This is a genomic window from Prosthecodimorpha hirschii (assembly GCF_001305515.1).
Classification (GTDB): Bacteria; Pseudomonadota; Alphaproteobacteria; order Rhizobiales; family Ancalomicrobiaceae; genus Prosthecodimorpha; species Prosthecodimorpha hirschii.
Map to the genome: position 1 here is coordinate 2,245,954 of NZ_LJYW01000001.1, position 26,236 is coordinate 2,272,189.

The 26,236-nt window shown below is 68.9% G+C and carries 21 protein-coding genes, 1 tRNA gene and 2 pseudogenes; 11 read left to right on the forward strand and 13 right to left on the reverse strand.

The genetic code is table 11. The features are described from left to right. Window positions 1-187: 187 nt before the first annotated feature. The 5 genes from ABB55_RS09870 to ABB55_RS09890 all read left to right on the forward strand — a co-directional run bounded on the left by ABB55_RS09870 (window position 188) and on the right by ABB55_RS09890 (window position 5,062). On the forward strand, window positions 188-1,378 hold the full coding sequence (locus ABB55_RS09870; RefSeq protein WP_054358655.1) for an ABC transporter substrate-binding protein: 1,191 nt from the start codon (window positions 188-190) through the stop codon (window positions 1,376-1,378). A 162-nt stretch (window positions 1,379-1,540) separates the two neighbouring features. Beyond that, entirely contained in the window at window positions 1,541-2,605 is a 1,065-nt protein-coding gene (locus ABB55_RS09875) for an ABC transporter ATP-binding protein (protein ID WP_054358656.1), read from the forward strand. After that, on the forward strand, window positions 2,602-3,486 hold the full coding sequence (locus ABB55_RS09880) for an ABC transporter permease (RefSeq protein ID WP_054358657.1): 885 nt from the start codon (window positions 2,602-2,604) through the stop codon (window positions 3,484-3,486). The genes ABB55_RS09875 and ABB55_RS09880 overlap by 4 nt, the downstream gene beginning before the upstream one ends. Before the next feature lie 3 nt (window positions 3,487-3,489). Further along, on the forward strand, window positions 3,490-4,329 hold the full coding sequence (locus ABB55_RS09885) for an ABC transporter permease (protein WP_054358658.1): 840 nt from the start codon (window positions 3,490-3,492) through the stop codon (window positions 4,327-4,329). 10 nt (window positions 4,330-4,339) lie between these two features. Next, window positions 4,340-5,062, forward strand: a complete 723-nt coding sequence (locus tag ABB55_RS09890; protein WP_054358659.1) for a GntR family transcriptional regulator — start codon at window positions 4,340-4,342, stop codon at window positions 5,060-5,062. Window positions 5,063-5,247: 185 nt separating this feature from the next. On the opposite strand, the gene ABB55_RS09895 is transcribed toward ABB55_RS09890, so the two are convergent. Together ABB55_RS09895 and ABB55_RS28860 are read right to left on the reverse strand one after the other, a co-directional pair. Next, window positions 5,248-5,322, reverse strand: a tRNA-Gly gene (locus ABB55_RS09895). Further along, on the reverse strand, window positions 5,302-7,188 hold the full coding sequence (locus ABB55_RS28860; RefSeq protein WP_083463504.1) for a glycosyltransferase family 2 protein: 1,887 nt from the start codon (window positions 7,186-7,188) through the stop codon (window positions 5,302-5,304). Before ABB55_RS28860 ends, ABB55_RS09895 begins: the two co-directional genes overlap by 21 nt. Window positions 7,189-7,624: 436 nt before the next feature. On the opposite strand from ABB55_RS28860, the gene ABB55_RS09905 reads away from it, so the two are divergent. The 4 genes from ABB55_RS09905 (at window position 7,625) to ABB55_RS09920 (ending at window position 10,974) form a co-directional block, all read left to right on the forward strand. Further along, on the forward strand, window positions 7,625-8,488 hold the full coding sequence (locus tag ABB55_RS09905) for a transporter substrate-binding domain-containing protein (RefSeq protein ID WP_054358661.1): 864 nt from the start codon (window positions 7,625-7,627) through the stop codon (window positions 8,486-8,488). Between the two features lie 131 nt (window positions 8,489-8,619). Then, window positions 8,620-9,366 (forward strand): alpha/beta family hydrolase, encoded by a 747-nt coding sequence (locus ABB55_RS09910; RefSeq protein WP_083464090.1) that lies wholly within the window; start codon window positions 8,620-8,622, stop codon window positions 9,364-9,366. After that, a complete protein-coding gene (locus ABB55_RS09915) occupies window positions 9,363-9,974 on the forward strand; it encodes a CAP domain-containing protein (RefSeq protein ID WP_054358662.1) in 612 nt (203 codons plus the stop codon). The genes ABB55_RS09910 and ABB55_RS09915 overlap by 4 nt, the downstream gene beginning before the upstream one ends. A 211-nt stretch (window positions 9,975-10,185) precedes the next feature. Next, window positions 10,186-10,974, forward strand: coding sequence for a sulfite exporter TauE/SafE family protein (locus ABB55_RS09920; protein WP_054358663.1), 789 nt, complete (start codon window positions 10,186-10,188; stop codon window positions 10,972-10,974). A 46-nt stretch (window positions 10,975-11,020) separates the two neighbouring features. Here the strand turns inward: ABB55_RS09920 and ABB55_RS09925 are convergent, their stop codons facing one another. The 3 genes from ABB55_RS09925 to ABB55_RS09935 all read right to left on the reverse strand — a co-directional run bounded on the left by ABB55_RS09925 (window position 11,021) and on the right by ABB55_RS09935 (window position 14,407). Continuing rightward, window positions 11,021-12,034, reverse strand: coding sequence for an Hsp33 family molecular chaperone (locus ABB55_RS09925; protein WP_054358664.1), 1,014 nt, complete (start codon window positions 12,032-12,034; stop codon window positions 11,021-11,023). Window positions 12,035-12,275: 241 nt separating this feature from the next. Then, complete coding sequence (gene argF, locus ABB55_RS09930) at window positions 12,276-13,211, reverse strand: ornithine carbamoyltransferase (RefSeq protein WP_054358665.1); 936 nt, start codon at window positions 13,209-13,211, stop codon at window positions 12,276-12,278. Further along, window positions 13,208-14,407 (reverse strand): aspartate aminotransferase family protein, encoded by a 1,200-nt coding sequence (locus ABB55_RS09935; protein ID WP_054358666.1) that lies wholly within the window; start codon window positions 14,405-14,407, stop codon window positions 13,208-13,210. Before ABB55_RS09935 ends, argF begins: the two co-directional genes overlap by 4 nt. A 565-nt stretch (window positions 14,408-14,972) precedes the next feature. Between ABB55_RS09935 and ABB55_RS09940 the strand changes: the two genes are divergently transcribed. Then, the gene (locus ABB55_RS09940; protein ID WP_054361956.1) at window positions 14,973-15,509 is read left to right on the forward strand and encodes a GcrA family cell cycle regulator; all 537 of its coding nucleotides are present in this window, start codon (window positions 14,973-14,975) and stop codon (window positions 15,507-15,509) included. A gap of 445 nt (window positions 15,510-15,954) precedes the next feature. Here ABB55_RS09940 and ABB55_RS09945 read toward each other — a convergent pair whose 3' ends face one another. Continuing rightward, on the reverse strand, window positions 15,955-17,172 hold the full coding sequence (locus ABB55_RS09945; RefSeq protein ID WP_054358667.1) for a DUF3047 domain-containing protein: 1,218 nt from the start codon (window positions 17,170-17,172) through the stop codon (window positions 15,955-15,957). Window positions 17,173-17,311: 139 nt separating this feature from the next. On the opposite strand from ABB55_RS09945, the gene ABB55_RS09950 reads away from it, so the two are divergent. Further along, the gene (locus ABB55_RS09950) at window positions 17,312-18,322 is read left to right on the forward strand and encodes an AraC family transcriptional regulator (RefSeq protein ID WP_054358668.1); all 1,011 of its coding nucleotides are present in this window, start codon (window positions 17,312-17,314) and stop codon (window positions 18,320-18,322) included. Window positions 18,323-18,988: 666 nt separating this feature from the next. On the opposite strand, the gene phoB is transcribed toward ABB55_RS09950, so the two are convergent. From phoB to ABB55_RS09980, 7 genes and pseudogenes are all read right to left on the reverse strand, one after another. After that, a complete protein-coding gene (phoB, locus tag ABB55_RS09955) occupies window positions 18,989-19,687 on the reverse strand; it encodes a phosphate regulon transcriptional regulator PhoB (RefSeq protein ID WP_054358669.1) in 699 nt (232 codons plus the stop codon). A gap of 384 nt (window positions 19,688-20,071) precedes the next feature. Then, a complete protein-coding gene (gene phoU, locus ABB55_RS09960; RefSeq protein ID WP_054358670.1) occupies window positions 20,072-20,785 on the reverse strand; it encodes a phosphate signaling complex protein PhoU in 714 nt (237 codons plus the stop codon). Between the two features lie 22 nt (window positions 20,786-20,807). Then, entirely contained in the window at window positions 20,808-21,599 is a 792-nt protein-coding gene (gene pstB, locus ABB55_RS09965; RefSeq protein WP_152982247.1) for a phosphate ABC transporter ATP-binding protein PstB, read from the reverse strand. A gap of 51 nt (window positions 21,600-21,650) precedes the next feature. Next, a pseudogene (gene pstA / locus ABB55_RS31220) lies at window positions 21,651-22,466 on the reverse strand (phosphate ABC transporter permease PstA); the annotation flags it as partial. Between the two features lie 534 nt (window positions 22,467-23,000). Continuing rightward, window positions 23,001-23,501 (reverse strand): annotated as a pseudogene (locus tag ABB55_RS31225) (DUF3333 domain-containing protein); the annotation flags it as partial. Next, window positions 23,494-24,870: a phosphate ABC transporter permease subunit PstC gene (gene pstC / locus ABB55_RS09975; protein WP_054358673.1), complete on the reverse strand. Its 1,377-nt coding sequence runs from the start codon at window positions 24,868-24,870 to the stop codon at window positions 23,494-23,496. The gene pstC and the pseudogene ABB55_RS31225, both read right to left, overlap by 8 nt. A 128-nt stretch (window positions 24,871-24,998) precedes the next feature. Continuing rightward, complete coding sequence (locus tag ABB55_RS09980) at window positions 24,999-26,057, reverse strand: PstS family phosphate ABC transporter substrate-binding protein (RefSeq protein WP_244472014.1); 1,059 nt, start codon at window positions 26,055-26,057, stop codon at window positions 24,999-25,001. Window positions 26,058-26,236: the final 179 nt, after the last annotated feature.

A 26,236-nucleotide genomic window follows, 5' to 3' on the forward strand; every position in this document is an offset into this window, starting at 1 on the left:
GCCGCCGTGCCCGTGCGGGACGGCTGGGAGACAGGAGCGCAGGGGCCGGATGGCGCCCTGCGCCGCCACTCTTGACGGGTCGAGGCGAGCCTGTATGGTGGTATAGAGGCATCGGCGCCCCGGGGGACGGGAGATATCCCCATGGCGGCCTGACGGATGCCCGGCTTTGCCGTGGGAGGAAACGACAATGAATTCCGATCGTATGGACCGGCGCCAGATCCTGAAGGCGTCGGCCGGTCTTGCCGCATTTGCGGCCGCCGGCATCCGCCCGGCCTTCGCGGCCCCGACCAAGCCGGCCGCGCCGGTCGTGCTCAACGTCATGGACGTGGCCGGCAACCTGGCGCTGACCCAGAAGTCGATCGAGAACTACCGCAAGGCCAAGCCCGACTGGGTCTCGCGCGTGGTCTTCGGCAAGGCGCCGGCGCCCGAACTGCCCGGCAAGATCAAGGCCCAGCAGGACGCCAACCGGGTCGACATCGACCTCGTCCTGACCGGCACCGACGTGCTCTCGGCCGGCATCGACCAGAAGCTCTGGATCGATCTGGTCCCGGCCCAGCAGGCCAATCTGCCCGACCTGAAGGCGATCTATCTGGAGCCTGCCTTCCGGATGCAGAGCCTGGCGCAGGGCCAGGGCGTGGTCGTCACCTACTATCCGTCCGGCCCGCTGCTCGAATACATGCCCGAGCGCATCAAGGCCGTGCCGAAGACGGCCGAGGAGCTGCTCGCCTGGGCCAAGGCCAACAAGGGCCGCTTCATGTATGCCCGCCCGGCCAATTCCGGCCCGGGCCGCACCTTCCTGATGGGTCTGCCCTACCTGCTCGGCGACAAGGACCCGAAGGATCCGGTCGGCGGCTGGGACAAGACCTGGGCCTATCTGAAGGAACTCGGCGAGACCATCGAGACCTATCCGGCCGGCACGACGCCGACCATGAAGGCGCTCGGCGAGGGTTCGGTCGACATGATCGTGTCGACGACCGGCTGGGACATCAATCCGCGCGTGCTCGGCGTGGTACCGAAGAATGCCGAGATCGCCGCGCTGAAGGGCTTCCGCTGGGTCGCCGACGCGCACTACATGTGCGTGCCGAAGGGCGTCTCGCCCGAGAAGCTCAACGTGCTGCTCGACCTGATGAACTTCCTGCTCACCAAGGAGCAGCAGGCCTATACCTACGACGAGGGCTACTTCTATCCCGGCCCGGCTGTGGCCGGCGTGACCCTCGACATGGCGCCGGCCGACAGTCAGGCGGCGATCAAGGAATTCGGCCGCGCCTCCTATGCGGACCTGATCGCCAACAACCCGATCGAGCTGCCGCTGATGCCCGACAAGATGGTCCTGGCCTTCCGCCGCTGGGACGAGGAAATCGGCTCCCGCAAGAAGTGACCGGCGCGGCTGCGGCGTCGCGACGGCGCCGCAGCCGCCCGTTCGACCTGGATACCCGCCCCGCCGGCCCGAGGCCGGCGGGCTCGCCGCGGTGCGCATGACCCGTCCCCGTGATCCCGCCGGCACCGGCGGGGCGCCTCCCTCCGGATCCCGAAACGCTCCATGACCACGCCCGTCTTCCAGGAACTCCGGCTCGAAGCCATCCGGCGCGAGTTCGGCGGCTTCAACGCCCTCAAGGGCGTGTCGCTCACCATCCGGCGCGGCGAGTTCATCGCGCTGCTCGGTCCGTCCGGCTGCGGCAAGACGACGGCGCTCAACTGCATCGCCGGCCTGCTCGCCCTGTCGGGCGGCCGCATCATGCTCGACGACCGGCGCATCGACACGCTGAGGCCCGAACAGCGCGGCTTCGGCATGGTGTTCCAGAACTATGCGCTGTTCCCGCATATGACGATCGCCAAGAATATCGGCTTCGGCCTGAGGATGCGCGGCACGCCCGCCGACGAGATGGCGCGGCGCATCGCCGCCGCCGTACAGCTCGTCCGCCTGCAGGGCCAGGAGGCGAAGCTGCCCGGCCAGCTGTCCGGCGGCCAGCAGCAGCGCGTCGCCATCGCGCGCGCCATCGTGATCGAGCCGCCCCTGGTGCTGATGGACGAGCCGCTGTCCAATCTCGACGCCAAGCTGCGCCTGGAGATGCGCCAGGAAATCCGCCGCATCCATTCGAGCCTCGGCTCGACCACCATCTACGTGACCCACGACCAGGAGGAGGCGCTTTCGCTCGCCGACCGGATCGTGGTGCTGCGCGAGGGCGAGATCCGGCAGGTCGGCACGCCGGAGGAGCTCTACGCCCGTCCGACCGATCTGGGCGTGGCCGACTTCATGGGCTACCGCAACCGCGTCGCCGGCCGTCTCGTCGGCGAAGCCGGCGGCTTCGTCCGGGTCGCCATCGACGGCGGCGAACTGGAAGGTCTGCTGCAGGGGCCGGCGCCGAAGGACGGCCGCGTCGTGGTCGCGCTGCGGCCCGAGGATCTGCGGGCCGGCGCCGCCGGCTCGGTCGACGCCAAGGTCACGGCGATCGAGTATCGCGGCCATGAATTCGTCGGTCTCGCCGCCGTGGCCTCCGGCGCGGAGCTGCATTTCAGCGCCGACGAACGCCTCGCGGCCGGCGCGCCGGTGCGCCTGTCGGGCGCGCGCGAGCGCACGCTCGTCTTCGCGGAGACCGCCGCATGAGCACAGAGTCGCCCTCGCTCGGCGCCCGGCTCTCCGCCCGCGGCCTCGACGGCACCACGCTCCTGGTCCTGCCCGGCGTGATCTTCGTGGTCGCGCTGTTCATCTACCCGTTCCTGTACGGGCTGTGGCTGTCGTTCCACCCGAAGGCCGGCCCGGCGCTGGCCAACTATACGAAGTTCTTCTCCGATCCGTTCCTCTACGGGACGATCTGGACGACCATGAAGCTCGCCCTGCCGGTGACGCTGATCAACCTCCTGATCGCGCTGCCGATCGCCTTCCGGGTCCGCCTGCTGCGCCGGCAGCGGCTCCTGACCACGCTGCTGATCCTGCCGATCACGCTCGGCACGGTGCTGGTCGCCGAAGGCATGATCTTCTATCTGGGCCCGCAGGGCTGGTTCAACCGCGTGCTGATGCTGGCCGGCCTGATCTCCAGTCCGGTCAAGCTGGTCAACAACTACTGGGGCGTGTTCATCAGCCTGGTGATCACCGGCTTCCCGTTCACCTTCCTGCTGACGCTCTCCTACGTGACCGGCATCGACCCGTCGCTGGAGCAGGCCGCGGCGACGCTCGGCGCCAATGCGCGCAACCGCTTCCGCGAAGTGTTCCTGCCGCTGCTGCTGCCCGGGCTCGCCATCACCTTCTGCCTGTCCTTCGTGCAGGCCTATTCGGTGCTGCCCTCGGCGGTGCTGGTCGGCGACCCGTCGAGCGCGACGCGCGTGATCTCGATCGCGGCCTACCAGGCGGCGACCGAGGAATACGACTACGCCATGGCGTCGGCCATCGCGATGATCATGGGCCTGACCCAGCTCGGCGTGGTCGCGCTGGTGCTCGGCCTCCGATCGCTCCTCTATCGCGGCCCCGTCGCCGCCGCCAAGGGCTGACCCATGCCGAAGGACACCTCGCTCACGGCACGGATCTGGGCCTTCGCGGTCTGGTCGGTGGTGATCCTGTTCCTGATCAACCTCGCCGGCCTGATCGGGTCGGTGGTGACCAGTTCCTTCGCGACGCGCTGGCTCGGCACCTGGCTGCCGGCCGGCTTCACCACCAAGTGGTATTTCTCCGCCTGGGACGAATTCCAGCTCGGCGACGTGCTGACCGTCACCTTCCAGGTCGTGTTCGCGGTCGTGTTCCTGTCCGGCCTGATCGGCGTGCCGACCGCCTACGCGATGGCGCGGCGCGAATTCCCGGGCAAACGGCTGGTCATGGTGCTGTTCCTGCTGCCGATCCTGGTGCCGCCGGTGACCTTCGGCATCCCGCTCGCGACCGTGCTCTATCAGGTCGGGCTCGGCGGCACGCTGACCGGCGTGATCCTCGCCAACCTGGTGCCGACCGTGCCGTTCGTGATCCTGGTCATGATCCCGTTCATCGAGCAGATCGATCCGCGCCTGGAGGCGGCCGCCCGGGTCTTCGGCGCCGGCACCTTCGGGGTGTTCAGGCACGTCCTGGTGCCGATCCTGACGCCCGGCATCCTGGCGGCGCTGCTGCTCGTGCTGGTGCGCACCATCGCGATGTTCGAACTGACCTTCCTGACCGCCGGGCCGGGCAGCCAGACGCTGGTCGTGGCGCTCTACTATTCGGTTTTCGCCGCCGGCGTTCGCGCCGTGCAGTCGATCGACGCGATGGCGGTGATCTACATGCTGACCACCCTGGTCTGGCTCCTGATCGCGCTGCGCTTCGTCAACCCGACCCAGATCGTCGCGCGGGCCAAGCGCGACGCACATTGAGGGCGCCGCCATGGACCCGACCCTCAGCCTGCGCGAGCCGATCGCCCCGCAACTGGTCGCCAAGCTGCGCCACGCCATCGTCGAGATGACGCTGCGGCCCGGCGAGGCGCTGTCCGAGAAGGACATCGCCAGCCGCTTCGGGGTCAGCCGCCAGCCGGTGCGCGAGGCCTTCATCAAGCTCTCGGAGGCCGGGCTCCTGCAGATCCTGCCCAACCGCGGCACCTTCGTGGTCAAGATCTCGGTGCGCGAGGTCGCCAATGCGCGCTTCGTGCGCGAGGCCGTCGAGGTCGCCATCGCCCGCAGCGCCGCCGAGATGGCCGCACCGGCCGACATCGCCGGGCTCGAGCGGATCATGGCCGAGCAGCGCGACACCGCCGGCCGGGAGGACATCGCCGGCTTCAAGCTGGCCGACATCGCCTTCCACCGCGCCATCTCGGATATCGTCGGCTGCGATTACGCCTGGCGGATCGTGGAGGGCGCGCGCGCGCAGACCGACCGGATGCGCATCCTCAGCCTGCCCGACGCCACCCCGATGGGCCTGCTCGTCGAGCAGCATCAGGCGATCCTCGACGCCATCGCGGCCGGCCGGCCGGAAGCCGCCGAGGCGACCATGCGCCGGCACCTGCGCGAGATCCTGGTCGCCACTGCCCGCCTCGCCGAGCGCCATCCGGATCTGTTCGAGGATACCGACCTGCCGCGCCACACGGCCCTGATCGCACCGTCCGAGATTTGAGCCCGACGGACCCCACCAGACGGATCCCACGAGTCGCGGACCCTGTCAGCCAGACCGATCCCTAATCTTGGCCGGTCCCGCCGCGGCCGACCGGGCGCTCGGCCGCCGTTCGACGCGCGCGCATAGTCGGGGTGCCGGGCTGGATCCGCGCATGCCCGCCGAAAATCGTCGCGTTCTGGCAGAATTGGAGCGGGCGAAGGGATTCGAACCCTCGACCCACGGCTTGGGAAGCCGATGCTCTACCCCTGAGCTACACCCGCCCTTGAGCTCAGAGATAACCCCCGGGCCGGCTGCTCCGCAAGAGGCAAGTCGCGTTCCGCGAGCCCGTGGCAGGTCTTGGTCCACCGCGACGGTGCGACGACCAGTTCGAACAGGGCGGTCACGGCCGCCGGCCAGAGCAGCAGCCAGTAGACCGGCATGGTGGCGAAATCGAACAGGCGCGCGGCCGACCAGGCGCCGCGCGAGACCCGCGCCGCCAGCGCGACCGGGCCGATCATGCCGAGGGCGAGCGCGATGAGGCAGGCGGACAGCACCAGATCGCCGCCGAAGCCGCGATCCGCCAGAAGCTGGCCGCGGAACAGGGCATCGAACGCCAGGGTTCCGAGGCTCAACGGATAGACCAGCGCGGACAGGAACTGCCCGGCCATGGTCAGTTGGAACAGCAGGAAGTCGAGCGGCCCGAGTTCGGCCAAGAGGCGCAGCGGATGCCGGTTGTGCACCGCCAGCGTCTGCAGCCAGCCCTTCAGCCAACGGCTGCGCTGGCCGTGCCAGGCGGCAATCGTCAGTGGCGCCTCCTCGCGCGTCGACGAGGCGATCACGCCGAGGCGGCCGCCGTCGCGGACAAGCCGGACGGCGATGTCGGCATCCTCGGTCACGTTGTGCGGGTCCCAGCCGCCGGCCGCTTCCAGCGCCGCGCGCCGGAAATGGTTGGAGGTGCCGCCGAGCGGGAAGAAGCGTCCGCCGGCGGCGAGATGCGGCAGCAGCCCGTCGAACAGGGCGGCATATTCGAGCGCGAACTGGCGCGCGATCCAGGGCCGGGAGGCCGGCGCATGATCGATCGCCAGCGCCGCCTGGACGCAGACCAGATCCGGCGGTCCGGCCGCGAAGGCGGCCGCCGCGATCCGCAACTGGTCCGGGTCGGGCCGGTCCTCGGCATCGTAGACGGTGACGAGGTCGGCATCCGCCAGCGCGAGACCGTAGCCGAGCGCCTTCGGCTTGGTCCGCGGTGCGACGGGCGGCACGGTCACCATAGCGAAGCCGGTGCCGGGCAGATGCGCGGCGACCGCTGCCGCGGTCGGCCCGTCGTCGGCCTCGACCAGCACCAGCACCTGCAGCAGATGGCGCGGGTAGCGCAGCGCCGCGAGGGCGGCGAACAGCCGTGGCACCTCGCCGGCCTCGCGATAGAGCGGCACCAGGACGGCATAGCGCGGCAGCCGATCCTCGCTCGGCGGCGCCGGCGACGGGACAGGACCGGGCGCCAGCGCCGCCGTCAGGCGCAGCAGCCCGAGGGCCATGAAGGCGAGTTCCGCCCCGGCCAGCATCGGCACGCCGGCCCCGAACGCCGCCGCGACCGGCAATGCGACGATCAGGCCGGTCAGCGCGAGCACCGCCGCAAGGGCGCCGGGCCCGATCCGGCGGGCCGAGCAATCCGGTCGGCCGGACGCCAGTCCGTCGACCGCGCGGCGCAGCAAGGCCGGGCCGTGGCGGACGATCAGCGCCTGTCGCAGCCGGTCCGGCGTGGTCAGCAAGAGACGGGCGCGATGGTCCGGGTCGGACCGGACCAGCCAGACCAGCCGGTCGAGGTCGGGGCCGACCGGCGCGAGCAGGAGGCGGCCCTCCCCGTCCGCCTCGATCCAGGCGGCGCGGGCCAGGCGGAGGATGTCGGCCGAGGGGGGCACCGCGCCGGCGGTCAGCCAGTCCGGCGCAATGTCGCCTGCCCAGGGCAGGTCCAGCCGCACCGACACGGCACGGCACCAGCGTTCGGCATCGAGCCGGCCGACCGCGATCAATTGGCCCGCCGCGCCCCGGCCGTCGGCACGACCGTCGGCGGCGGCGCGGGCGACCAAGCCGGACGCGTAGCCGAGTTCGACCAGGAGGTCATGTTCGAAGGCTGTCCGCTCCGGCACGGCGGCCAGCGCCTCGGCCCAGCTGCGCCCAGCCTCCGGCTCTCCGGTCTCCGGCCAGCCACCGGGCTCAGACCGGCCACCGGGCTCAGACCGGCCACCGGGCTCAGACCGGCCACCGGGCTCAGACCGGCCACTGGTCTCCGGCCAGCCACCAGGCTTGCCCGAGCCGGCGGGCGGGCGTTGCGAAAGCGCAAACCGCTCCTCTCCGACGAACACCCTTCCCCTCCGCGCAGCGCTTCTCTAAGTTTCGCCCTGGCTCCGCATCGGCCGGTTCGCAGCGCCGCAGGGCGCCGTCGCGGACGAGCGAACTGTCCGTGCCATACAACCGATCATGCTACTTCTCAGGGAAGTTGCCTTGTCGAAAATGACCCGTAAAGGCAGAATTTTTCGACGAAAGGTCGCTCTTTTCCTCAGCGTCGCGCTGGGCCTTGGGGGCGTGGCCGGTGCGCAGGCGCCCGGCCAGCCGGTGCGTCCGGCTGTCACGCCGCCCGCCGATGTCAAGCCGCTCGCCCCGACGCTGAAGCCGTCGCGTCCGGCCGGGTCGGCGCAGTTGCCGAACCTGTGGGACCCGAAGCGCCGCCCGGAGAAGCCGACCGGCGATCTCGGCACGATCCGATTCCTGACCTCCGGCGACTTTCCGCCCTTCAACTATCTGGATTCGGGCGGCCGCCTGACCGGCTTCAACATCGACCTCGCCCGCGCCATCTGCGCCGAACTGACGGCCGCCTGCACCATCCAGATGCGTCCCTTCGACGACCTGGTGACGGCGATCGGCGAGCGGCGCGGCGACGCCATCGTGGCGGGCCTGAACATCGGGGCGGATCTGCGGACGAAACTGGAGACCACGGACGCCTATCTGACCATGCCAGGGCGTTTCGTGGCGCCGAAGGGCACCGCCCTGACGACGACGCCGGAAGGCCTCGAACTGCGCTGGATCTCGGTCGTGTCGGGATCGGCCCACGAGGCCTTCGTGCTCGACAGCTTTCCGAAGTCGCGCGTGGTCGCCTATCCGAACGAGGCGGCGGCGCGCGATGCCTTGCGCGACGGGACCGTCGACGTGCATTTCGGCGATGCAGTCGGCCTGAGCTTCTGGCTGCTCGGCGAGGCGAGCCACAATTGCTGCGAATTCCGCGGTGCTCCCTATCTGGAGAGCAACTATTTCGGCGACGGTCTCAGGATCTCGGTGACCAAGGGCAACAAGCGCCTGAAGCAGGCCTTCGACTACGCCCTGCACCGGCTTTCCGAGGACGGCACCATCGCCGAGCTCTATTTCCGCTATTTCCCGCTCGGCTATTACTGACCCGCCATGCCGGGCGTGCAGCCGCGCCGGGCCGCCCCGGATGCGATCAGGCCTTGACCGGGCCGTCTTTCGCCGCCATGGCTCGGACGATCGGCCTTCCGCGCATGACGCGCGGCACCTCGGAGTTCCGTTTGACCGACTTGCTCTGGACCCGCCCCGAGACCGCGCCGCGCGCGACGCTGCTGCTGGCCCACGGCGCGGGTGCGGCGATGGACTCCGCCTTCATGACCCGGCTCGCCGAGGCGCTCGCCGCCGAGGCGATCGCGGTCGCCCGCTTCGAGTTCCCCTACATGGCCGAGCGGCGCAGCACCGGCCGCCGCCGCCCGCCGCCCAAGGCGGAGACGCTGGTCGACGCCTACCGGGCCGCGATCGAGGCCGTGCGCGCGGAGGCCGGTTCGGCCGCCCCGCTCCTGATCGGCGGCAAGTCGATGGGCGGCCGCGTCGCCGTCATGGCGGCCGGCCCGGATGTGACGGACGCGGTCGCCGGCGTGGTCGTGTTCGGCTATCCGTTCCATCCGCCCGCCGACGAGACGAATCCGCGGGTCGCACCGCTCGCCGCGGTCGGCCGGCCGACGCTCGTTCTGCAGGGCGAGCGCGACGAATTCGGCGACCGCGCCGAAGTGGAAAGCTACGCGCTCGGCGACGCCGTCACGGTGACCTTCGTCGAGGATGGCAGCCACGATTTCGGCCCGCGCGGATCCTCGCCGGCGACGCTGAAGGGCAATATCCGCTTCGCCGCCGCCGAGACCGCCGCCTTCGCGGCCCGGCTGGCCGGCGCCCCGCGGGCCGGCGCCGCCGACTCTGCGGCCCGGCCGGCTGACGCCGCCGCCACCACTCCGCCCCCCGCCGCTCCGCCCCCCACGGAACCGTGCCCATGACCGACCGCACCCTCGAACTCGCCCTCTCCCGGCGCGGCCTGATCCGCGTCTTCGGCCTCGCCGGCGCGGCGCTGCCGCTGGCCGCCTGCGGCGGCAACCTGAACTACCTGGCCGGCGACACCTTCGGGGCCAACATCAAGATCGATCCGAAGCGGCCCTATGTGCCGGTCGATCCGGCCAAGGCGGTCGCCATGACCAATGCCTACCGGGCCAAGAGCGGCCTGCAGCCGGTCTCGCTCGACGGCACGCTGACCTCGATCTGCAGCCGCTATGCCAACGCCATGGCGGCGGTCGACAAGATGTCGCATGCACTGCCGCCCTACGGCGCCCTGGACAAGCGGCTGAAGGACGGTGGCTATCTCTACGCGACCGGCGCCGAAAATCTCGGCGTCGGCTATCGGACGCTGGAGGATGCCTTCGAGGGCTGGCGGACCTCGTCCGGCCACGATGCCAACCTGCGCAAGGCGGACGTGACCCAGATGGGCATCGCCTCGGTGTTCAAGCCCGATACCGGCTGGAAGACCTTCTGGTGCATGATCCTGGCCCGTCCGCGCGGCACGCCGTCGATGACCGCAGGCGGCGGCGGCCCGTTCGGGATGCGCTTCTGACACGGCCGGCACCCTTGTCGCGGCCGGACTCCGGTGGACCCGTCATGAAGCCGACTTGAACTTCGGCCCGTCTCGGGACACAAAGCCGATCGGACCGATCGGAATTCCGGTCGGCCCGTCCCGGTCCTCGGACGGGGGTCATGCGGAGGCCCGGGACGGGCCCCCTTCCAGCCATCCGGCGCCGGGTTCCGGCGGTCGAACGGGAGCAGACGTGGACCTGTCGTCGATCGAACCGCTCTATTCGATTTCCGGCTTCGCGGTCGGCCTCCTCGTCGGTTTCACGGGCGTCGGCGGCGGCTCGCTGATGACGCCGCTTCTGGTCCTGATGTTCGGCGTGCATCCGGCCACCGCGGTCGGCACGGACCTGCTCTATGCGGCGATCACCAAGTCGGCCGGCGCGGCGATGCACGGCTTCAACCGCACCGTCGACTGGCGCGTGACCGGCCTGCTGGCGATCGGCAGCGTGCCGGCCGCGCTCGTGACGCTGCTCCTTCTGCACCGGATCGGCCACAGCCACGATACCGCGAAGCTGATCTCGGTGGCGCTCGGCTATGCGCTGCTCGCAACCGCCGTGAGCTTCGTGCTGCGCCGCTATGTGCTCAGCATCGCCAGCCGCCTGCGCAAGGAGACGCCGGATCTGCGCCGCACCGCGATCCTGACCGTCTTCACCGGCCTCGTGCTCGGCGCCATCGTGACGCTGTCGTCGGTCGGCGCCGGCGCCCTCGGCATCACGGCCCTGATGCTGCTCTACCCGCTGCTGCCGATCGCCCGCATCGTCGGCTCGGACATCGCCCATGCGGTGCCGCTGACGCTCGCCGCCGGCCTCGGCCATTGGGCCATGGGCTCGGTCGACTGGGCCATGCTGGTCTCGCTGCTGCTCGGCTCGATCCCCGGCATCCTGATCGGCAGCCACTTCGCGCCGCGCATGCCGGAAGCCCTCCTGCGCGGCCTGCTCGCCGGCGTGCTGACCATCGTCGGCGGCAAGCTGGCCTTCGGGTAACGGCGGCCCGGGCGTCTTCGATCCGCCCGAACCGCTCTCCCGGCTGTCACGCCTCCGCGGTCCCGGCGTAGTTCTTCAGGCTCGCCGGGTCGTAGTGGTAGCGCGTGTTGCAGAACTCGCAGGTGACGACGATCGCGCCGTCGACGGTCATGTCGGCGATTTCCTCGGCGGAGAACTGATCGAGCATGCCGGTGACCGCGTCGCGCGTGCAGCGGCAGCGGTCCTGCACCGTCTGGGTCTCGAACACGCGCACGCCGCGCTCGTGGAACAGGCGGAACAGCAGCCGCTCGGACGACAGGGCCGGATCGATCAGTTCGAGATCCTCGACCGTCTCGACCAGCGAGCGCGCCTCGACCCAGGCGTCGTCGTCGGAGAACTCCTCCGGACGGCCGGGCTCGGGCGCATCGCCGGGCGCAAGGTCGCGCTGGCGGATGCGATCCTGACTTTCCGGCAGGAACTGGACGAGGATGCCGCCGGCCCGCCAGGCATGCCGCGGCGGCTGGCCCGGCTCGCGCGTCAGCATCTCGGCGACGGCGAGGCGCACCCGCGTCGGGATCTGTTCCGACTGGGCGAAATAGGCATGCGCGACCTCCTCCAGGGTCGCGCCGTCGAGCGCGACGACACCCTGGTAGCGGTTCATCTCCGCGCCCTGGTCGACCGTCATGGCCAGATGACCGCGACCGAGCAGGGCCACCGTGCTCGCCCGGCCCTCCGCCGTCATCGTCTCCACCGCCGCGCGATCGAAGGTCGCGCAGGCGCGGATGCGGTCGGGCGTCTGGTAGTCGACGACCAGCATCGAGACCGGGCCGTCGGTGCGGGTCTGCAGGATGAAGCGGCCGTCGAACTTCAACGACGAGCCGAGCAGGCAGGTCAGCGCCACGGCCTCGCCGAGCAGTTGGGAGACCGGCTTCGGATAGGCATGACGATCGAGGATCGCGTCGAGGGCCGGGCCGAGCCGGACCACGCGGCCGCGCACGTCGAGGGCGGAAACCGCGAAGGGCTGCACGGTGTCGTCTGCGCCCTCCTGCGGGGGGCGGCTGGCGAAGGTTGTGTCGGTCATGCGAACAGGTCCGGAAGGGCGGTCGGCAGCGGGACACTGCGGCCTGGGGGCGCCGCCGGAACAGGAGGCGTCGAAGCCGACGCGGATCCCGTCCCGGGGCCGTATTCGCCCCTATATGGGGGCTTGCCGGCGGATCGGAAGCCCACCGGTCGCGGAGCGTCGGCCATGCCTTGCGCCGGCATCGCGGATCGCCGAGGCCCGGCCCCGCCGATACCGGACCGCCGCGGCCGGCGGCCTCGGTTCACGCGCCGGCCGTACCCATGACCCAGGCCAGAATGCCTTTCTGGGCATGGAGGCGGTTCTCGGCCTCGTCGAACACCACCGACTGCGGCCCGTCGATCACCTCCTCGGTGACCTCCTCGTCGCGATGCGCCGGCAGGCAATGCATGAAGATGGCGTCCTTGTTGGCCGCGCGCATCAACCGCCCGTCGACCTGATAGGGCTTCAGGAGATTGTGCCGGCGCTCGCTCTCGTCGTCGCCCATCGACACCCAGGTGTCGGTGATCACGCAATCCGACCCCTCGACCGCCTCGTAGGGGTCGGCGGTCAGATGGACGCTGGCGCCGTTCTTGCGCGCCCAGCCGACGATATCCATGCGCGGCGCCAGTTCCGGCGGCGTCGCCACGCGCAGCTTGAAATCGAAGCGCGCGGCCGCATGGATCCAGGAGGTGAGCACGTTGTTGGTGTCGCCCGTCCAGGCGACGGTGCGCCCGGCGATCGGCCCGCGATGCTCCTCGAAGGTCAGCACATCGGCCATGATCTGGCAGGGATGCGAGAACTTGGTCAGGCCGTTGACGACCGGCACGGTCGCGTTGCTGGCCAGTTCGACCAACGCATTGTGGTCGAGGATGCGGATCATGATCGCATCGACATAGCGCGACAGGACGCGCGCGGTGTCGGCGATGGACTCGCCGCGACCGAGCTGCATCTCCTCGCCGGTCAGCATCAGCGTCTCGCCGCCGAGCTCGCGCATGCCCACGTCGAAGGAGACGCGGGTGCGGGTCGACGGCCGCTCGAAGATCATCGCCAGCACCTTGCCGGCGAGCGGCCCCTCGCCGCGCCGCGCGCCGCGGCGCTCCGCCTTGAGCCGCTTGCTCTCGTCGATGATGACCCGCAGATCGGCCGCGCCGATATCGGTGAGATCGATAAAATCCCGCTTGGGGTGCTTCGCCGTCACGCCGCGGCTCCCTTCCGGCTGGCCGCCTCGATGTCCGTCGCGGCCGCATCGGCCCGATGGACGGCTTCGTCGATCTCTGCCTCGCTGATCGTGAGCGGCGGCAGGAAACGGATCACGTTGTCGCCGGCGCCGACGCAGAGCAGCTTGCGCGCCCGCATGGCCGCGACGACCTCGCCGGCCGGCTTGCGGCATTTCAGGCCGATCATCAGCCCCTCGCCACGCACGGTCTCGAACACCTCCGGATGGGTATCGACCAGGCCGGCGAGCTTCTGCTTCAGGCGCAGGCCCTTGGCACGCACCGCCTCGAGGAATTCGGGCTCGGCGACCACGTCGATCACCGTGCCGGCCGCCGCCATGGCGAGCAGGTTGCCGCCGAAGGTCGAGCCATGCGTGCCGGCCGTCATGCCGGCCGCCGCCGCCTCGGTCGCCAGGCAGGCGCCGAGCGGGAACCCGCCGCCGATGCCCTTGGCGACCGCCATCACGTCAGGCGTCACGCCGGCCCATTCGTGGGCGAACAGCTTGCCGGTCCGCCCCATGCCGGTCTGGACCTCGTCGAACACCAGGAGCAGGCCGTGCCGGTCGCACAGCTCGCGCAGATGGCGCAGCATCTGCGGCTCGACCGGGCGCACGCCGCTCTCGCCCTGGATCGGCTCGACCAGGATCGCCGCCGTTTCCGGCCCGATGATGGCGTCGAGCGCCTCAGGATCGCCGAACGGAACCTGATCGAAGCCGCCGGCCTTCGGACCGAAGCCCTCCAGATACTTCTCCTGGCCGCCGGCCGCGAGGGTGGCCAGCGTGCGGCCGTGGAAGGCTCCTTCGAAGGTGACGATCCGGACCCGTTCCGGGCGGCCGTTGACGAAATGATAGCGCCGGGCCGTCTTGATGGCGCATTCGAGCGCCTCGGCGCCCGAATTGCAGAAGAAGACGCGGTCGGCGAAGGTCAGGTCGGCGAGTTTCTCGGCGACCGCCTCCTGCTCCGGAATCCGGAACACGTTGGAGACATGCCAGAGCTTTTCCGCCTGGGCCTTGAGCGCGGCGACGAGACGCGGATGGGCATGGCCGAGCGCGTTGACCGCCACGCCGCCCATCATGTCGAGATAGGCATCGCCGTCGGCCGTATAGAGCCACGAGCCCTCGCCTCGCTCGAACGCCACGTCCGCCCGAGCGAAGGTGGCGTAGAGTGCGGACTGGCTCATGGTATGTTCCTTTCAGCATTCGGGGCGCCGCGACCCTCGGTCCTGCGGCACGGTCGCATCCGGCTCCGCTCGCCGCCCGCCACCGGCTGCGCAGCAAGGGCGCATCAGTGCCGGGCAAGGCCTGAAACGAAACGTGCCGCCTCTTCGGCGGCACGTCGGATATTCGGGAATTATGCGGTTTTTCGAGCAGTTCTGTCAACGGCGCGGCACCGACGACCTGAAGATGACAGGTTCGGCAGTCACAGAGCAGCGTCAATTCGCCGGCAACTCTGATTTCACACGAGAAATCCCGGTACTAACGCGTATTTGCCGCCGAGAATCTGTGGCAATTCGGACTCACCTGGGGAAAACGCCCAAACGATCCCCAACTCACTGCCTGGGACCGGTTGATGCAGAGTCTAGGGGTGGTGTAGGTTAACGGTCATTAAACACGACATCTCGTGCGGCGACCGAGCGGTCTGCGAGTTGTTCCCAGTCAAAGCGTCAAGTCGACCATCGGCGGGTTTGCGCCCGGATGGTGCCGGATTCTGACGTCCGAAAACAGAAAGAACGAGGAGCGACGATGATTTCCTGGACAGACGAACGGGTCGAACTTCTCAAGAAGCTCTGGTCCGACGGTCTGAGCGCCAGCCAGATCGCGGCGGAACTGGGCGGCGTCACCCGCAATGCGGTGATCGGCAAGGTTCACCGTCTCGGCCTGTCGGGTCGCGCCAAGGCACCCGCCCCGCAGACCGCCCAGCGTCCGAAGAAGCCCGTCGCGGCGCCGCCGCCCCGGCCGCACCGGCCGACCGCCCCGACGCCGATCACCATCGGAGCCACCGCCCTGAAAGCCGACATCGTGCCGGCAGCCCGGCCGCAGCCGTCCACCCAGCCGAAGGTCTATTCCCTGTCCGACGCGCCCCTGATCAACAACGCCTCGATCCTGCAGCTGACCGAGCAGACCTGCAAATGGCCGGTCGGCGATCCGGGCAGCGACGGCTTCCACTTCTGCGCCCGCCGCTCCGAAGCCGGCATTCCCTATTGCGGCTACCATGCCCGGATGGCCTATCAGCCGGTCGCCGACCGCCGCCGGACCGACCGCCGGATCGCCGGCGCCGCGTGAGTTCCCGATCGGCGGCCGGGGACCCGAAGGGCCCGGCCGCACACCGCCTGTGCTGCGTACTCCCTCCCAGACTGCGCGCCTTGCGGCCGCCTTCCTGCGAAGGCGGCCGCTTTTTCCAGGCACCCGGAAGGCGCCTTCGCACGACAGGGATATCGTCGCGGCCAGCCGATGCGGGATCGGCTCTGCATGAGGGACCCCGAGACATCACGGCCTTGATGGATACCGGCCTACCCCGCGGAGAAGCCCGCCTGCAGATCCGGCGGCGCACCGTTCGCGAGCTGCGGGATCATCCTCGGCGGAGGATCGCGACGCCCCCGGGCCTCAAGTTCCGCACAGCCGAACAGCACTCCCGTCTCTTCGGCCAATCCCCGCCCCGCCTCCCTCGCCGGAAGGAAGCATGGCTCCCGACGGGGCCGAGCGGCGCCCCGATGTCTCGGACAGCTTGCTAGAGCCGCACGTCCGTTCCGTCCGTCGTCACAAGTCGGATGTCGGCATAGCGGCAGGCACCGCGGCGGCGCTGGAACGGTGTGATGGCCAGGAGCCAGACATGGCTGATCCCGCGAGCCGTACCGCCAATATGTTCGGCATAGTCGGCAGCGAGGTCGCGCTCAAAGGATCGCCACCCCGCGGCCCCGGTGCCGGTTTCGAGCACCATATGCGTCTCGATCGCACTCCAGCCGGGAAGCGGGCAGCGGAACACCTTGCCGGCCGGCAGCGCGGCGCTCCAGAGATAGGTCAGATCCTGGCCGTCTTCGAACTTCACGCCGATCGACAGGTAGTCGTGAAACGGCGCCTGATCCTCCGCCACCGCCGACGGCAGCACGTCCATCCGCCAGCGCCAGGAGAGCTTTGGGTGAGCCGCGAAGGCGGCGGAAAGCGGACGTTCGATGATCGAGGCACGGCCAGTGCAGTCGCAGGCGATCTCGCCCTCGGCTGTCCGCTCGAAGCTCTCGGCGCCGGCGCCGAAGCCGAGGCGATCCTGCCACCCGTCGGGCAGCCTCCGGCCCCGCTTCAGGCGCGCGATCTCTGCGGCAACGAGGCCCCCGACATCGCCGTGGCGCAACAGGCTTTCAAGCCCGGCGATCGCGTCGCCATTCCATACCAGGGCCACTCCGTCAATTCGGACCTCTTGCCCACGATACGCCGCCTCGGGCGTCCAGAGCCGGCCCGAGTCGTCCGCGAACTCGCCCGCAGAGCGCGCGACCTCGACCGGGCCGTCATACATGGCGGTCATGGTCCCCGTGTCGAGGCCGGGGCTGTGGATGGGCGCGCGTCCGCGACTGCGGGCATGGAAGACGAGGCCGGCCGGAAACCAGAGGTCGAACGGCCGGGCCACCCAGAGCCGGCCTGTGACCAGGAAGGTGACCTGCTGGCCCTTGTGCGCCGTAAAGCCAAGATCCATCCACGGCAGGTCGCGCCCATCGATCGCGAAGACCCGGTGGGCCGCCAGTTCCGATGAGTGCGCGCGCGCCACGAGGTCCTCGACCGCAGCGGCGAAGTCGCCCACTGCCGACGCGGGCGTCTCCGACGCCCGTCCCACGGTGGCGGCAAATAGAGGCAGTGCGACGCCCAGGGCCCCGGCCCGCAGAAGTCCGCGCCGTGACAATCCTGCAGCGTCGATCGGCCACGACCAGAATGATCCGTTCATGCAATTGAGGCACATGGGTTTTCCCTTCCCGGGTCCCGCGCCGGCCGCATCCTCGGTGGACTTCGTGGACCACGGGATCGATGCTAGGATTGCTGCGCAGCGTCCGCTTGCCGTAACGTGCCGAAATCGACCGCCTTTTGGCGCGCGAGGGCAGATGCGACCGACCGCCTACACCCGCGCAAGTACACTCGGGCCGATCGCGGACGTGGTGGCCGCGAGCGGCGGGTCGATCACGCGCGTCTTCCGCCGGGCCGAACTCCCGCTCGCCCTCCTCGGCGCGCCGGACACCCTGCTGCCGTTGCGCGATCACTTCGGCCTGCTCGCCCAGGCGGCACGCGAACTCGGCGACCATGCTTTCGGTGCGCGGCTCGGGCGGCAGACCACTATCGCCGGCCTCGGCATCTACGGGCGCTGGGTCACACAGGCGCCGACCTTGCTGGAGGCGATGGATCGGGCGCGACTGAGCCTGCCGCACATGCTGCAAAGCGCGACCGCGTTGACGATGCGCCGGGTCGGCAGCGAGGTGTACTGGTCCTATGAGCCTGCGGATGCGGCCACCGAGGGCCGGCCGCAGAACGAGATGCTGGCGCTCTGGTATATGATTGCCGTCGCGCGGCATTTCGCCGGGCCGCGCTGGCTTCCCAGCCGGGTGTTGATCGGCGGCCTGCCCTCGGGTCCGAGATTCGGCGTCGGCGAGCAGATGGGCACGGAAACGGTGACCGGCGACGCGCCGGGCGCGATCGTGTTTGGCGAGCAGCTGCTGATGGCGGTCAATCCGAAGCTTGGCGCATCGGCCGGGCTCGGCGCAGAGGAATTGGCGCGCATCTTCGACATTCCGGCCCCGCACGACCTCGCCGGCCAGATCGGCGTCCTGATCGAGCTCGGCCTGCTCGGGGGGAGCATCAACCTCGGCGACGTGGTGCGCAAGGTCGGCCTGTCGCGGCGGACGCTGCAACGACAACTCAGCGGCCTCGGGCTAAGCTTCGCGGACCTGCTGCGCGACACACGCCAACGCCGCGCCATCGCGCTGCTGCGGGGGACCGAGTGCACGATTACAGAAATCGCCGCCCGGCTCGGCTATGGCGACCCCGCCCATTTCTCAAGGGCATTCGAGCGCTGGAGTGGCATGGCGCCGAGCCGATGGCGAGAACTGGCGAGCGCATGATCGCGCCTGCCGATGCCCCTCGGTTCAATCCGTGCCGGCCATTCCGCCATTCCCCCGGGAGGGCGCGTCGCAGAGGACCTTTATTACAGTGCTGGCGGACGGCAAGTTCAGGCTCACAAGGCCATTCCGTTCCCGAAAGCGGAAGGCGCCCCCCTTTTTCGTTCGAAGATCCCCGCGTGGCCGGTTAAAAATCCGCGGATTGACTGCTGCGGCTGGCCGGTCGCACCCTGATCCATGTATTTGTAAGCCGGCAAAGAATTCGCCAAGATTGGCGTCCGCTTCTGCATTCGAACCGCGCCGTGGGAACCTGGACCAGCGAGGCAACCCAGCTTGGCGCTCCTTGACGGATTCTGCCGGTCCTTCCCGGAAGTCTGTCTCGACCGGATCATTTTCATGGACGAATTCCCCCGGAGACTGATCCCGGACATCACCAGCCCTATCGCCCGCCAGGTACATACCATCCGGTTCCAAGCGCCGGAGCGGAGGCTGCTCGTCTGGGATCGACGACGGCATCTACGTGCGGGGGAACCAGATCGAGGGATGCTTCAACAGGCTGAAAAAGGGGCGCCGTCCCGCCAGCCGCTTTGACAAGACCGTCGGCAGCGGCCACGGATTCGCACATATCGCGGCCGTCCGCCTATGCCCGCGGCCATTTGCTGACAGTTCCTACGCCGCGGCGGTGAACTGGTCGTCGAAGGCGTAGCCGGCGCCGCGGACGGTGCGGATCGGGTCCTTCTCGCGGCCGCGATTGATGGCCTTGCGCAGGCGGCCGACATGGACGTCGACGGTGCGCTCGTCGACATAGACGTCCCGGCCCCAGACGCCGTCGAGCAGTTGCTCGCGCGAGAAGACGCGGCCGGGCGACGACATCAGGAATTCGAGCAGGCGGAACTCGGTCGGGCCGAGATGGATCTCGCGACCGCCGCGGCGGACGCGGTGGGTCTCCTTGTCGAGCTCCAGATCGCCGGCCTTGAGCAGGGTCGAGATCAGTTCCGGCTTGGAACGGCGCAGCATCGCGCGGACGCGCGCCATCAGTTCCGGCACCGAGAAGGGTTTCACGACATAGTCGTCGGCCCCGGTCGCGAGACCGCGCACCCGTTCGGATTCCTCGCCGCGCGCCGTCAGCATGATGATCGGCAGCCGCTCGGTCTCCGGCCGATTGCGCAGGCGGCGGCACAGTTCGATCCCGGACAGGCCCGGCAGCATCCAGTCGAGCAGGAGCAGGTCCGGCGTCGTCTCCTTCAGGCGGGTATCGGCCTCATCACCCCGCGCGCAGGTCTCGACCGAATAGCCTTCGGCTTCGAGATTGTAGCGCAGCAGCATGCTCAGGGGTTCTTCGTCCTCGACGATCAGAACGCGGGCCATGCGAAAGGGTCTCCCAAGGCAAGGCGGCCCCCGAGCGAGCAGCATCGGTCCTTTGCGGCCTTGCGCAGTCAAGAATTGTCAAGACGGCATCCGCGGATGCCGTTCGAGGCCGGCTGCGCCGCGGTCTGCCAGACCGCTCGGACGCCGCAAGTCTCTCCAAAGAAATGCGGCGCTCCTGCCGACCCGTCCGCGTCCGACCGCCCGCCGTTCGACCGGCGCGCGCCCATGGCGTTCCGCGCGCGGCCCGGCGCGGCCGAACACGCGGCGGCCGGTGGGTCCGGCCGCGCGCCGGCAGCCTCGCTTCCGGAACCCGCCGCCGGGCTGTCGGGTCGCCGGGATGACGGGCCGCCTGAGGCCGTCCGCCATCCCGGCGCGCCTGGACCGTCAGTCGGCCGGTTCGACGCTGACCAGATGCGAGGTGTCGCCCTTCGGACGGTCCTCGATCAGCTGTTCGCCGGTGACCACATAGTGGACGGTTTCGGCGATATTGGTCGCGTGATCGCCGATCCGCTCGATATTCTTGGCGCAGAACAGAAGATGCGTGCAGATGGTGATGTTGCGCGGATCCTCCATCATGTAGGTGAGGAGTTCGCGGAACAGCGACGTGTAGAGCGCATCGATCTCGTCGTCGCGCTTGCGCACCTGCAGGGCCCGCTCGTCGTCTCGCGCCGTGAAGGCGTCGAGCACGTCCTTCAACTGCTCGAGCGCGATGTCGGCCAGGTGCTCGACGCCGATGACCAGCTTCTTGGCGCCGAAGTTGGTGTTGATGGCGATGACGCGCTTGCCGATATTCTTGGCCATGTCGCCGACCCGTTCCAGGTCGTTCGAAATGCGCAGGGCGGCCACGATCTCGCGCAGGTCCATCGCCATCGGCTGGCGCTTGGCGATGATCAGGATCGCCTTCTCCTCGACCTCGCGCTGCAGCCGGTCGAGCCGCACATCGGTCAGGATGACCTTCTGGGCGAGGGCGGTGTCCATGCGGACCAGGGCGGTGACGCTGTCGGCGACCAGCCCTTCGGCAAGGCCGCCCATCTCGGCGATCTTGCCGGCCAGCATCTTCAATTCCTGGTCGTAGGAGCGAACGGTATGTTCGGCCATGGGGGCAGATCCTCGAATGGTCTCAGCCGAACCGGCCGGTGATGTAATCTTGGGTGCGCTTGTCGCGCGGCTTGGTGAAGATCTGGTCGGTCGGGCCTTCCTCGACCAGCACGCCGAGATGGAAGAAGGCGGTCTTCTGCGAGACGCGCGCGGCCTGCTGCATCGAGTGGGTCACGATGATGATCGTGAAGTTCGAGCGCAGCTCGTCGATCAGTTCCTCGATGCGCGCGGTGGCGATCGGGTCGAGCGCCGAGCAGGGCTCGTCCATCAGGATCACTTCGGGGCCGACCGCGATCGCCCGGGCGATGCACAGGCGCTGCTGCTGGCCGCCGGAGAGGCTGGTGCCGGAATCGTCGAGACGATCCTTGACCTCTTCGTAGAGCCCGGCCTTCTGCAGGCTGGACACCACGATCTCGTCGAGGTCCGACTTAGACCGGGCGATGCCGTGGATGCGCGGTCCGTAGACGACATTCTCGTAGATCGACTTCGGGAACGGGTTCGGCTTCTGGAACACCATGCCGACGCGGGCGCGCAACTGGACCACGTCGAGCGCGGGATCGTAGATGTCCTTGCCGTCGATCTCGATCTTGCCCTCGATGCGGGCCGTCGAGATGGTATCGTTCATGCGGTTGATGCAGCGCAGAAAGGTCGACTTGCCGCAGCCCGACGGTCCGATGAAGGCCGTCACGCTCTTTTCGGGGATGTCGATCGAGACGCCTTTCAGGGCGTGCTTCTCGCCGTAGTAGACATTGACGTCGCGGGCCACGACCTTCGGCTTTCGCTCGATCGTCGCACTCGTCACGTTGTCGGCCATGATGTCCATCACTTCAGTCTCCGGTCGGCAGTGCCGTTTGCGGGCGGTCACTCACCAGCGGCGTTCGAACCTCTTGCGCACCACGATCGCCAGGCCGTTCATCACGAACAGGAAGCCGAGCAGGACCAGGATGGCGGCGGCAGTCTTTGCCTGGAAGGCGATTTCGGGCAGGTCGGCCCAGAGGAAGACCTGAACCGGCAGGACGGTGGCGGCCTCGACCACGCTGGTCGGCACGTCGACGATGAAGGCGATCATGCCGATCATCAAGAGCGGCGCGGTTTCGCCCAGGGCATGCGCCATGCCGATGATCGTGCCCGTCATGATGCCCGGCATGGCCAGCGGCAGCACGTGGTGGAACACGGCCTGCTGCTTCGAGGCGCCGACCCCGAGAGCGGCTTCGCGGATCGACGGCGGCACGGCCTTCAGGGCCGCACGGCTGGCGATGATGATGGTCGGCAGGACCAGGAGGGCGAGAACCAGGCCGCCGACCAGCGGCGCCGAACGCGGCAGCGCGAAGGCATTCAGGAACACCGCCAGGCCGAGCAGGCCGAACACGATCGACGGGACCGCGGCGAGGTTGTTGATGTTGACCTCGATGATCTCCGTCATCTTGTTCTTCGGCGCGAATTCCTCGAGATAGACGGCCGCGCCGACGCCGAGCGGCAGGCAGATGACCAGGGTTACCAGCATGGTCAGCGCCGAGCCGACCAGGGCACCGAGAATGCCGGCCAGTTCGGGCTCGCGGCTGTCGCCGCCGGTGAAGAAGCGGGTGTTGAAGCTGCTCTGCACCACGCCCTTGTCGCGCAGCACTTCGAGCACCGCGACCTGCTTGTCCTGAAGCTTGCGGTTCGATTCCGGGGTGGCCAGAATCTCGCGCGTCCAGGTGCCGGCCGCAGCATCGGCGGTGGAGGCGAGCGGCACCAGCACCTCGCCTTCGATCCGATCGTTGCCGATCCGGTTGACCCGGACCATGCCGCCGTTGATGCCGATCAGCAGCGAGGGCATCGAGGTGTCCAGCGTCTCCAGCGCGCCGGTCTGCTCGAAGCGCTTGATCAGGCCGTTGCCGGTGGCCGTCAGTTCGGCAACGCGGCGGCCGAGCGTGGCTACGTCGGCCTCGATCTTGGCCAGCTGCCCCTCGGTGGTGGCGATGCGCCCGGCATCGCCGCTCGCCTTGGCGGCCGCGGCCTGCTCGATCGCATGACGCCGGTCGGCTTCCGAGGATTTCAGGGCGAGGCTGGCCCGCCCGGCATCGCGCAGCGCCTCGTCGCCCATCCGGCGCAATGTCTGCTTCAGGATCTGCACGTCCTCCGCGAAGGCATTGGACGTGGAGAAGATGGTCACGGCGCCGGTGGTGGCCGACGGCGTGGCGATGCCGGCGCCCGAATGGGCCGTCTTCGACGTGACCAGCCCCTTGTAGTAGAGGTCGGCCTCGTCGGTCACCAGGACCGGAACCGAGACGGTCTTGCCGATCAGGCTGGGATCGGCCATGACGCGCCGGCGCAGTTCGTCGGAGCCGCCGGAGGAGATCGCGCCGTTCAGAAGGCGGCGCGCATTGCGGTCCGACATGCTCGGCACGACCAGCGACAGGGCATCGCGCACCGCCTTGGTGAAGTCGCCCGACTGGCCGAATTCGGCCGGATCGCGGGTGCCCTTCGGATCGATCGTCTCGGCCGTCACCGGCACATCGAGCACCAGGTTGTAGCTGGTGAAGGCCGGCAAGGCCTTGAGGACGATGTCGGTGAGCAGGAAGACCAGGAACAGGGCGGCGAAGCCGACGGCGACGAGTCCGTAGGCACGGAAGCGGCCTTCCGCACGATACCGCGCCTTGATGCGGGCGCGGGCGGCATCGGACGTGACATCGATCACGCGCGAGCCGGCCGAATTGGCGAGAACGTCAGTCATACTGTTCCCTGTACTTCTGGACGACCCGGAGCGCGATGACGTTCAGCGCCAGCGTGAAGAAGAAGAGGACGAAGCCGAGCGCGAAGGCCGACAGCGTCTTGGCACTGTCGAATTCCTGGTCGCCGACCAGCAGCGTCTTGATCTGCACCGTGACGGTGGTCACGGCTTCGAGCGGATTGAAGGTCAGGTTGGCGGAGAGGCCCGCGGCCATGACCACGATCATGGTCTCGCCGACGGCGCGGCTGACCGCCAGCATGACCGCCGAAACGATGCCCGGCAGCGCCGCCGGCAGCACGACCTTGCGGATGGTTTCCGACTTGGTCGCGCCCATCGCATAGGAGCCGTCGCGCAGGGCCTGCGGCACCGCGTTGATGATGTCGTCGGACAGCGACGACACGAAGGGGATGATCATCACGCCCATCACCAGACCGGCGGCGAGCGCGGATTCGGAGGCGACCTGGAGGCCGACGGCATGCCCGGCCTCGCGGATCAGCGGCGCCATGGTCAGGGCGGCGAAGAAGCCGTAGACCACGGTCGGAACGCCGGCCAGCACCTCGAGCACCGGCTTGGCCACGGCACGCACCCGCGGCGAGGCGTATTCGGCCATGTAGATGGCCGAGAACAGCCCGATCGGGACCGCCACGCACATGGCGATGAGCATGATCAGCGCCGTGCCGGCGAAGAGCGGCACCGCCCCGAAAGCGCCGGACTGGCCGACCTGATCGGCCCGGATCGCGGTCTGCGGCGACCATTGCAGGCCGAACAGGAAGTCGAACCAGGAATAGCGGGCGAAGAAGCGCAGGGATTCGAACAGGACCGACGAGACGATGCCGACCGTGGTCAGGATCGCCACGGTCGAGCAGCCGATCATGATCCACAGGACGACCCGCTCGACCAGGGTCCGGGACCGGAAGCCGGGCTGAATCTGCTGCAGCGCATAGCGCGCGCCGAGCGCGCCGAGCAGGAGGCCGACGATCAGCCGGCTCCAGTCGGCCAGGGTCGTCCAGGTCGTCAGATGGCCGGCGGCGGCGGCGATCTCGGGCCGCGGCTCGCCCGCGAAGCTGCCGGCGGCAACGTTGTGGATCTCGCGCAGCAGGGTGGCACGCGCGAGGTCGTCGGCCGGCTGCAGGGACGGCGGAAGGGACGCCAGAACGGAATGCTCGATCGCGATCGGCGCCAGCGGCGACCAGAGCGCGAAGAGGCCGATCATCGGCGCGGCGACTGCGATCGCGACCCACCAGCCATGATAGCCGGGCAGCGAGTGGAACTTCGGCCCGCCGGCCACCTGCATGGCCACGACCCGGCCGCGCCCGGCCAGGAAGGCGACCAGCGCGGCGGCGGCCAGAATGGCAAGATAGACGGTACTCATGAACCCCCCGGTTGCCGGTCTCGTCCGGAAGCGGACCCGCACCGGCGGCGGAAATGGGATCGGGCGGACGTCCTGGAAAAGAAGCGACCCGGCAGTCGATCAGGACTGCCGGGTCGGGACTGTGCGGATCAGAGGCCTTCCTTGCCGATCACGCTCATCTCGGCGGCGACCTTCCCGGCCGTCGCGCGCTGGTCCTTCGGCAGCGGGATCAGGCCCTTGTCGGCCAGATAGCCGTCCTCGCCCATCGCCTTGTCGGAGGTGTACTCGGCCGCGAATTCCTTCAGGCCCGGGATCACGCCGACATGCTGCTTCTTCAGGTAGACGAAGAGCGGACGGGAGACCGGATACTTGCCCGAAGCGATCAGCTCGAAGGTCGGCTGCTGGCCGGCCACCGTGGCGCCCTTGATCTTCGCGGTGTTCTCTTCGAGGAACGAGTAGCCGAAGATGCCGAAGGCCTTCGGGTTGGACTCGAGCTTCTGGACGATCAGGTTGTCGTTCTCGCCGGCGTCGATATAGCCGCCGTCTTCGCGCAGCGACTTCCACACCACGTCGAAAGCCTTGCTGTCGGCCTTGCGCAGCTCGGCCAGCGCCGGAACCTTGAGCGCACCCGGCTCCATGACCAGTTCCAGGAACGCGTCGCGGGTGCCGGAGGTGGGCGGCGGGCCGAGCACTTCGATCGGCTCGTTGGGCAGCGAGGCGTCGATCTGGTTCCAGCTCTTGTAGGGATTGGCGATCAGCTTGCCGTCCGGACCCGGAACCTGCTTGGCGAGCGCCAGGAACAGCTGGGTCTGGTTGATGCTGAGATCCGGACCCTTCTTCGAATTGGCGACGACGATGCCGTCGAAGCCGACCTTCAGCTCGACGATGTCCTTGACGCCGTTCTTCTGGCAGTCATCGAACTCGGAGGCCTTGATGCGGCGCGACGCGTTGGCACCATCCGGATGGGCCACGCCGACGCCGGCGCAGAACAGCTTGAGACCGCCGCCGGTGCCGGTCGATTCGACCACCGGGGTCTTGAACTTGCCGCCCTTGCCGAACTGCTCGGCAACGGCCGTGGTGAACGGATAGACGGTCGAGGAACCGACGAAACGGATCTGCTCGCGGCTCTGCGCCAGAGCGGTGCCGGCAAGCGCGGAAGCGGCCAGACCGAAAGCGGCCACGGCGCCCAGGACACTGTTGATCTTCACGGGGCAAAACTCCTTGCCAGAGCAGGGACTCGGGCGGGCGGACGATCCGCCCTTCATCGAGGGTTGGCTTCCTGCCGGCCACCCTCTCCCGACGAAGCCACGCTAGGGCTCCGACGCAACCCTTCTATGAAATTGGCGCGAAGTATTTATGACAACTCAAGTCATTGAAATTATTGATA

Bases quoted from the DNA above. Each gene is read 5' to 3' on its own strand.
- ABB55_RS09935 (WP_054358666.1), bottom strand. From the start codon at position 14,407: ATGAGCCAGTCCGCACTCTACGCCACCTTCGCTCGGGCGGACGTGGCG.
- ABB55_RS09950 (WP_054358668.1), top strand. From the start codon at position 17,312: ATGCGACCGACCGCCTACACCCGCGCAAGTACACTCGGGCCGATCGCG.
- phoU (WP_054358670.1), bottom strand. From the start codon at position 20,785: ATGGCCGAACATACCGTTCGCTCCTACGACCAGGAATTGAAGATGCTG.
- ABB55_RS09890 (WP_054358659.1), top strand. From the start codon at position 4,340: ATGGACCCGACCCTCAGCCTGCGCGAGCCGATCGCCCCGCAACTGGTC.
- pstC (WP_054358673.1), bottom strand. From the start codon at position 24,870: ATGAGTACCGTCTATCTTGCCATTCTGGCCGCCGCCGCGCTGGTCGCC.
- ABB55_RS09945 (WP_054358667.1), bottom strand. From the start codon at position 17,172: ATGTGCCTCAATTGCATGAACGGATCATTCTGGTCGTGGCCGATCGAC.
- phoB (WP_054358669.1), bottom strand. From the start codon at position 19,687: ATGGCCCGCGTTCTGATCGTCGAGGACGAAGAACCCCTGAGCATGCTG.
- ABB55_RS09870 (WP_054358655.1), top strand. From the start codon at position 188: ATGAATTCCGATCGTATGGACCGGCGCCAGATCCTGAAGGCGTCGGCC.
- ABB55_RS09915 (WP_054358662.1), top strand. From the start codon at position 9,363: ATGACCGACCGCACCCTCGAACTCGCCCTCTCCCGGCGCGGCCTGATC.
- pstB (WP_152982247.1), bottom strand. From the start codon at position 21,599: ATGGCCGACAACGTGACGAGTGCGACGATCGAGCGAAAGCCGAAGGTC.
- ABB55_RS09885 (WP_054358658.1), top strand. From the start codon at position 3,490: ATGCCGAAGGACACCTCGCTCACGGCACGGATCTGGGCCTTCGCGGTC.
- ABB55_RS09875 (WP_054358656.1), top strand. From the start codon at position 1,541: ATGACCACGCCCGTCTTCCAGGAACTCCGGCTCGAAGCCATCCGGCGC.
- ABB55_RS09925 (WP_054358664.1), bottom strand. From the start codon at position 12,034: ATGACCGACACAACCTTCGCCAGCCGCCCCCCGCAGGAGGGCGCAGAC.
- ABB55_RS09880 (WP_054358657.1), top strand. From the start codon at position 2,602: ATGAGCACAGAGTCGCCCTCGCTCGGCGCCCGGCTCTCCGCCCGCGGC.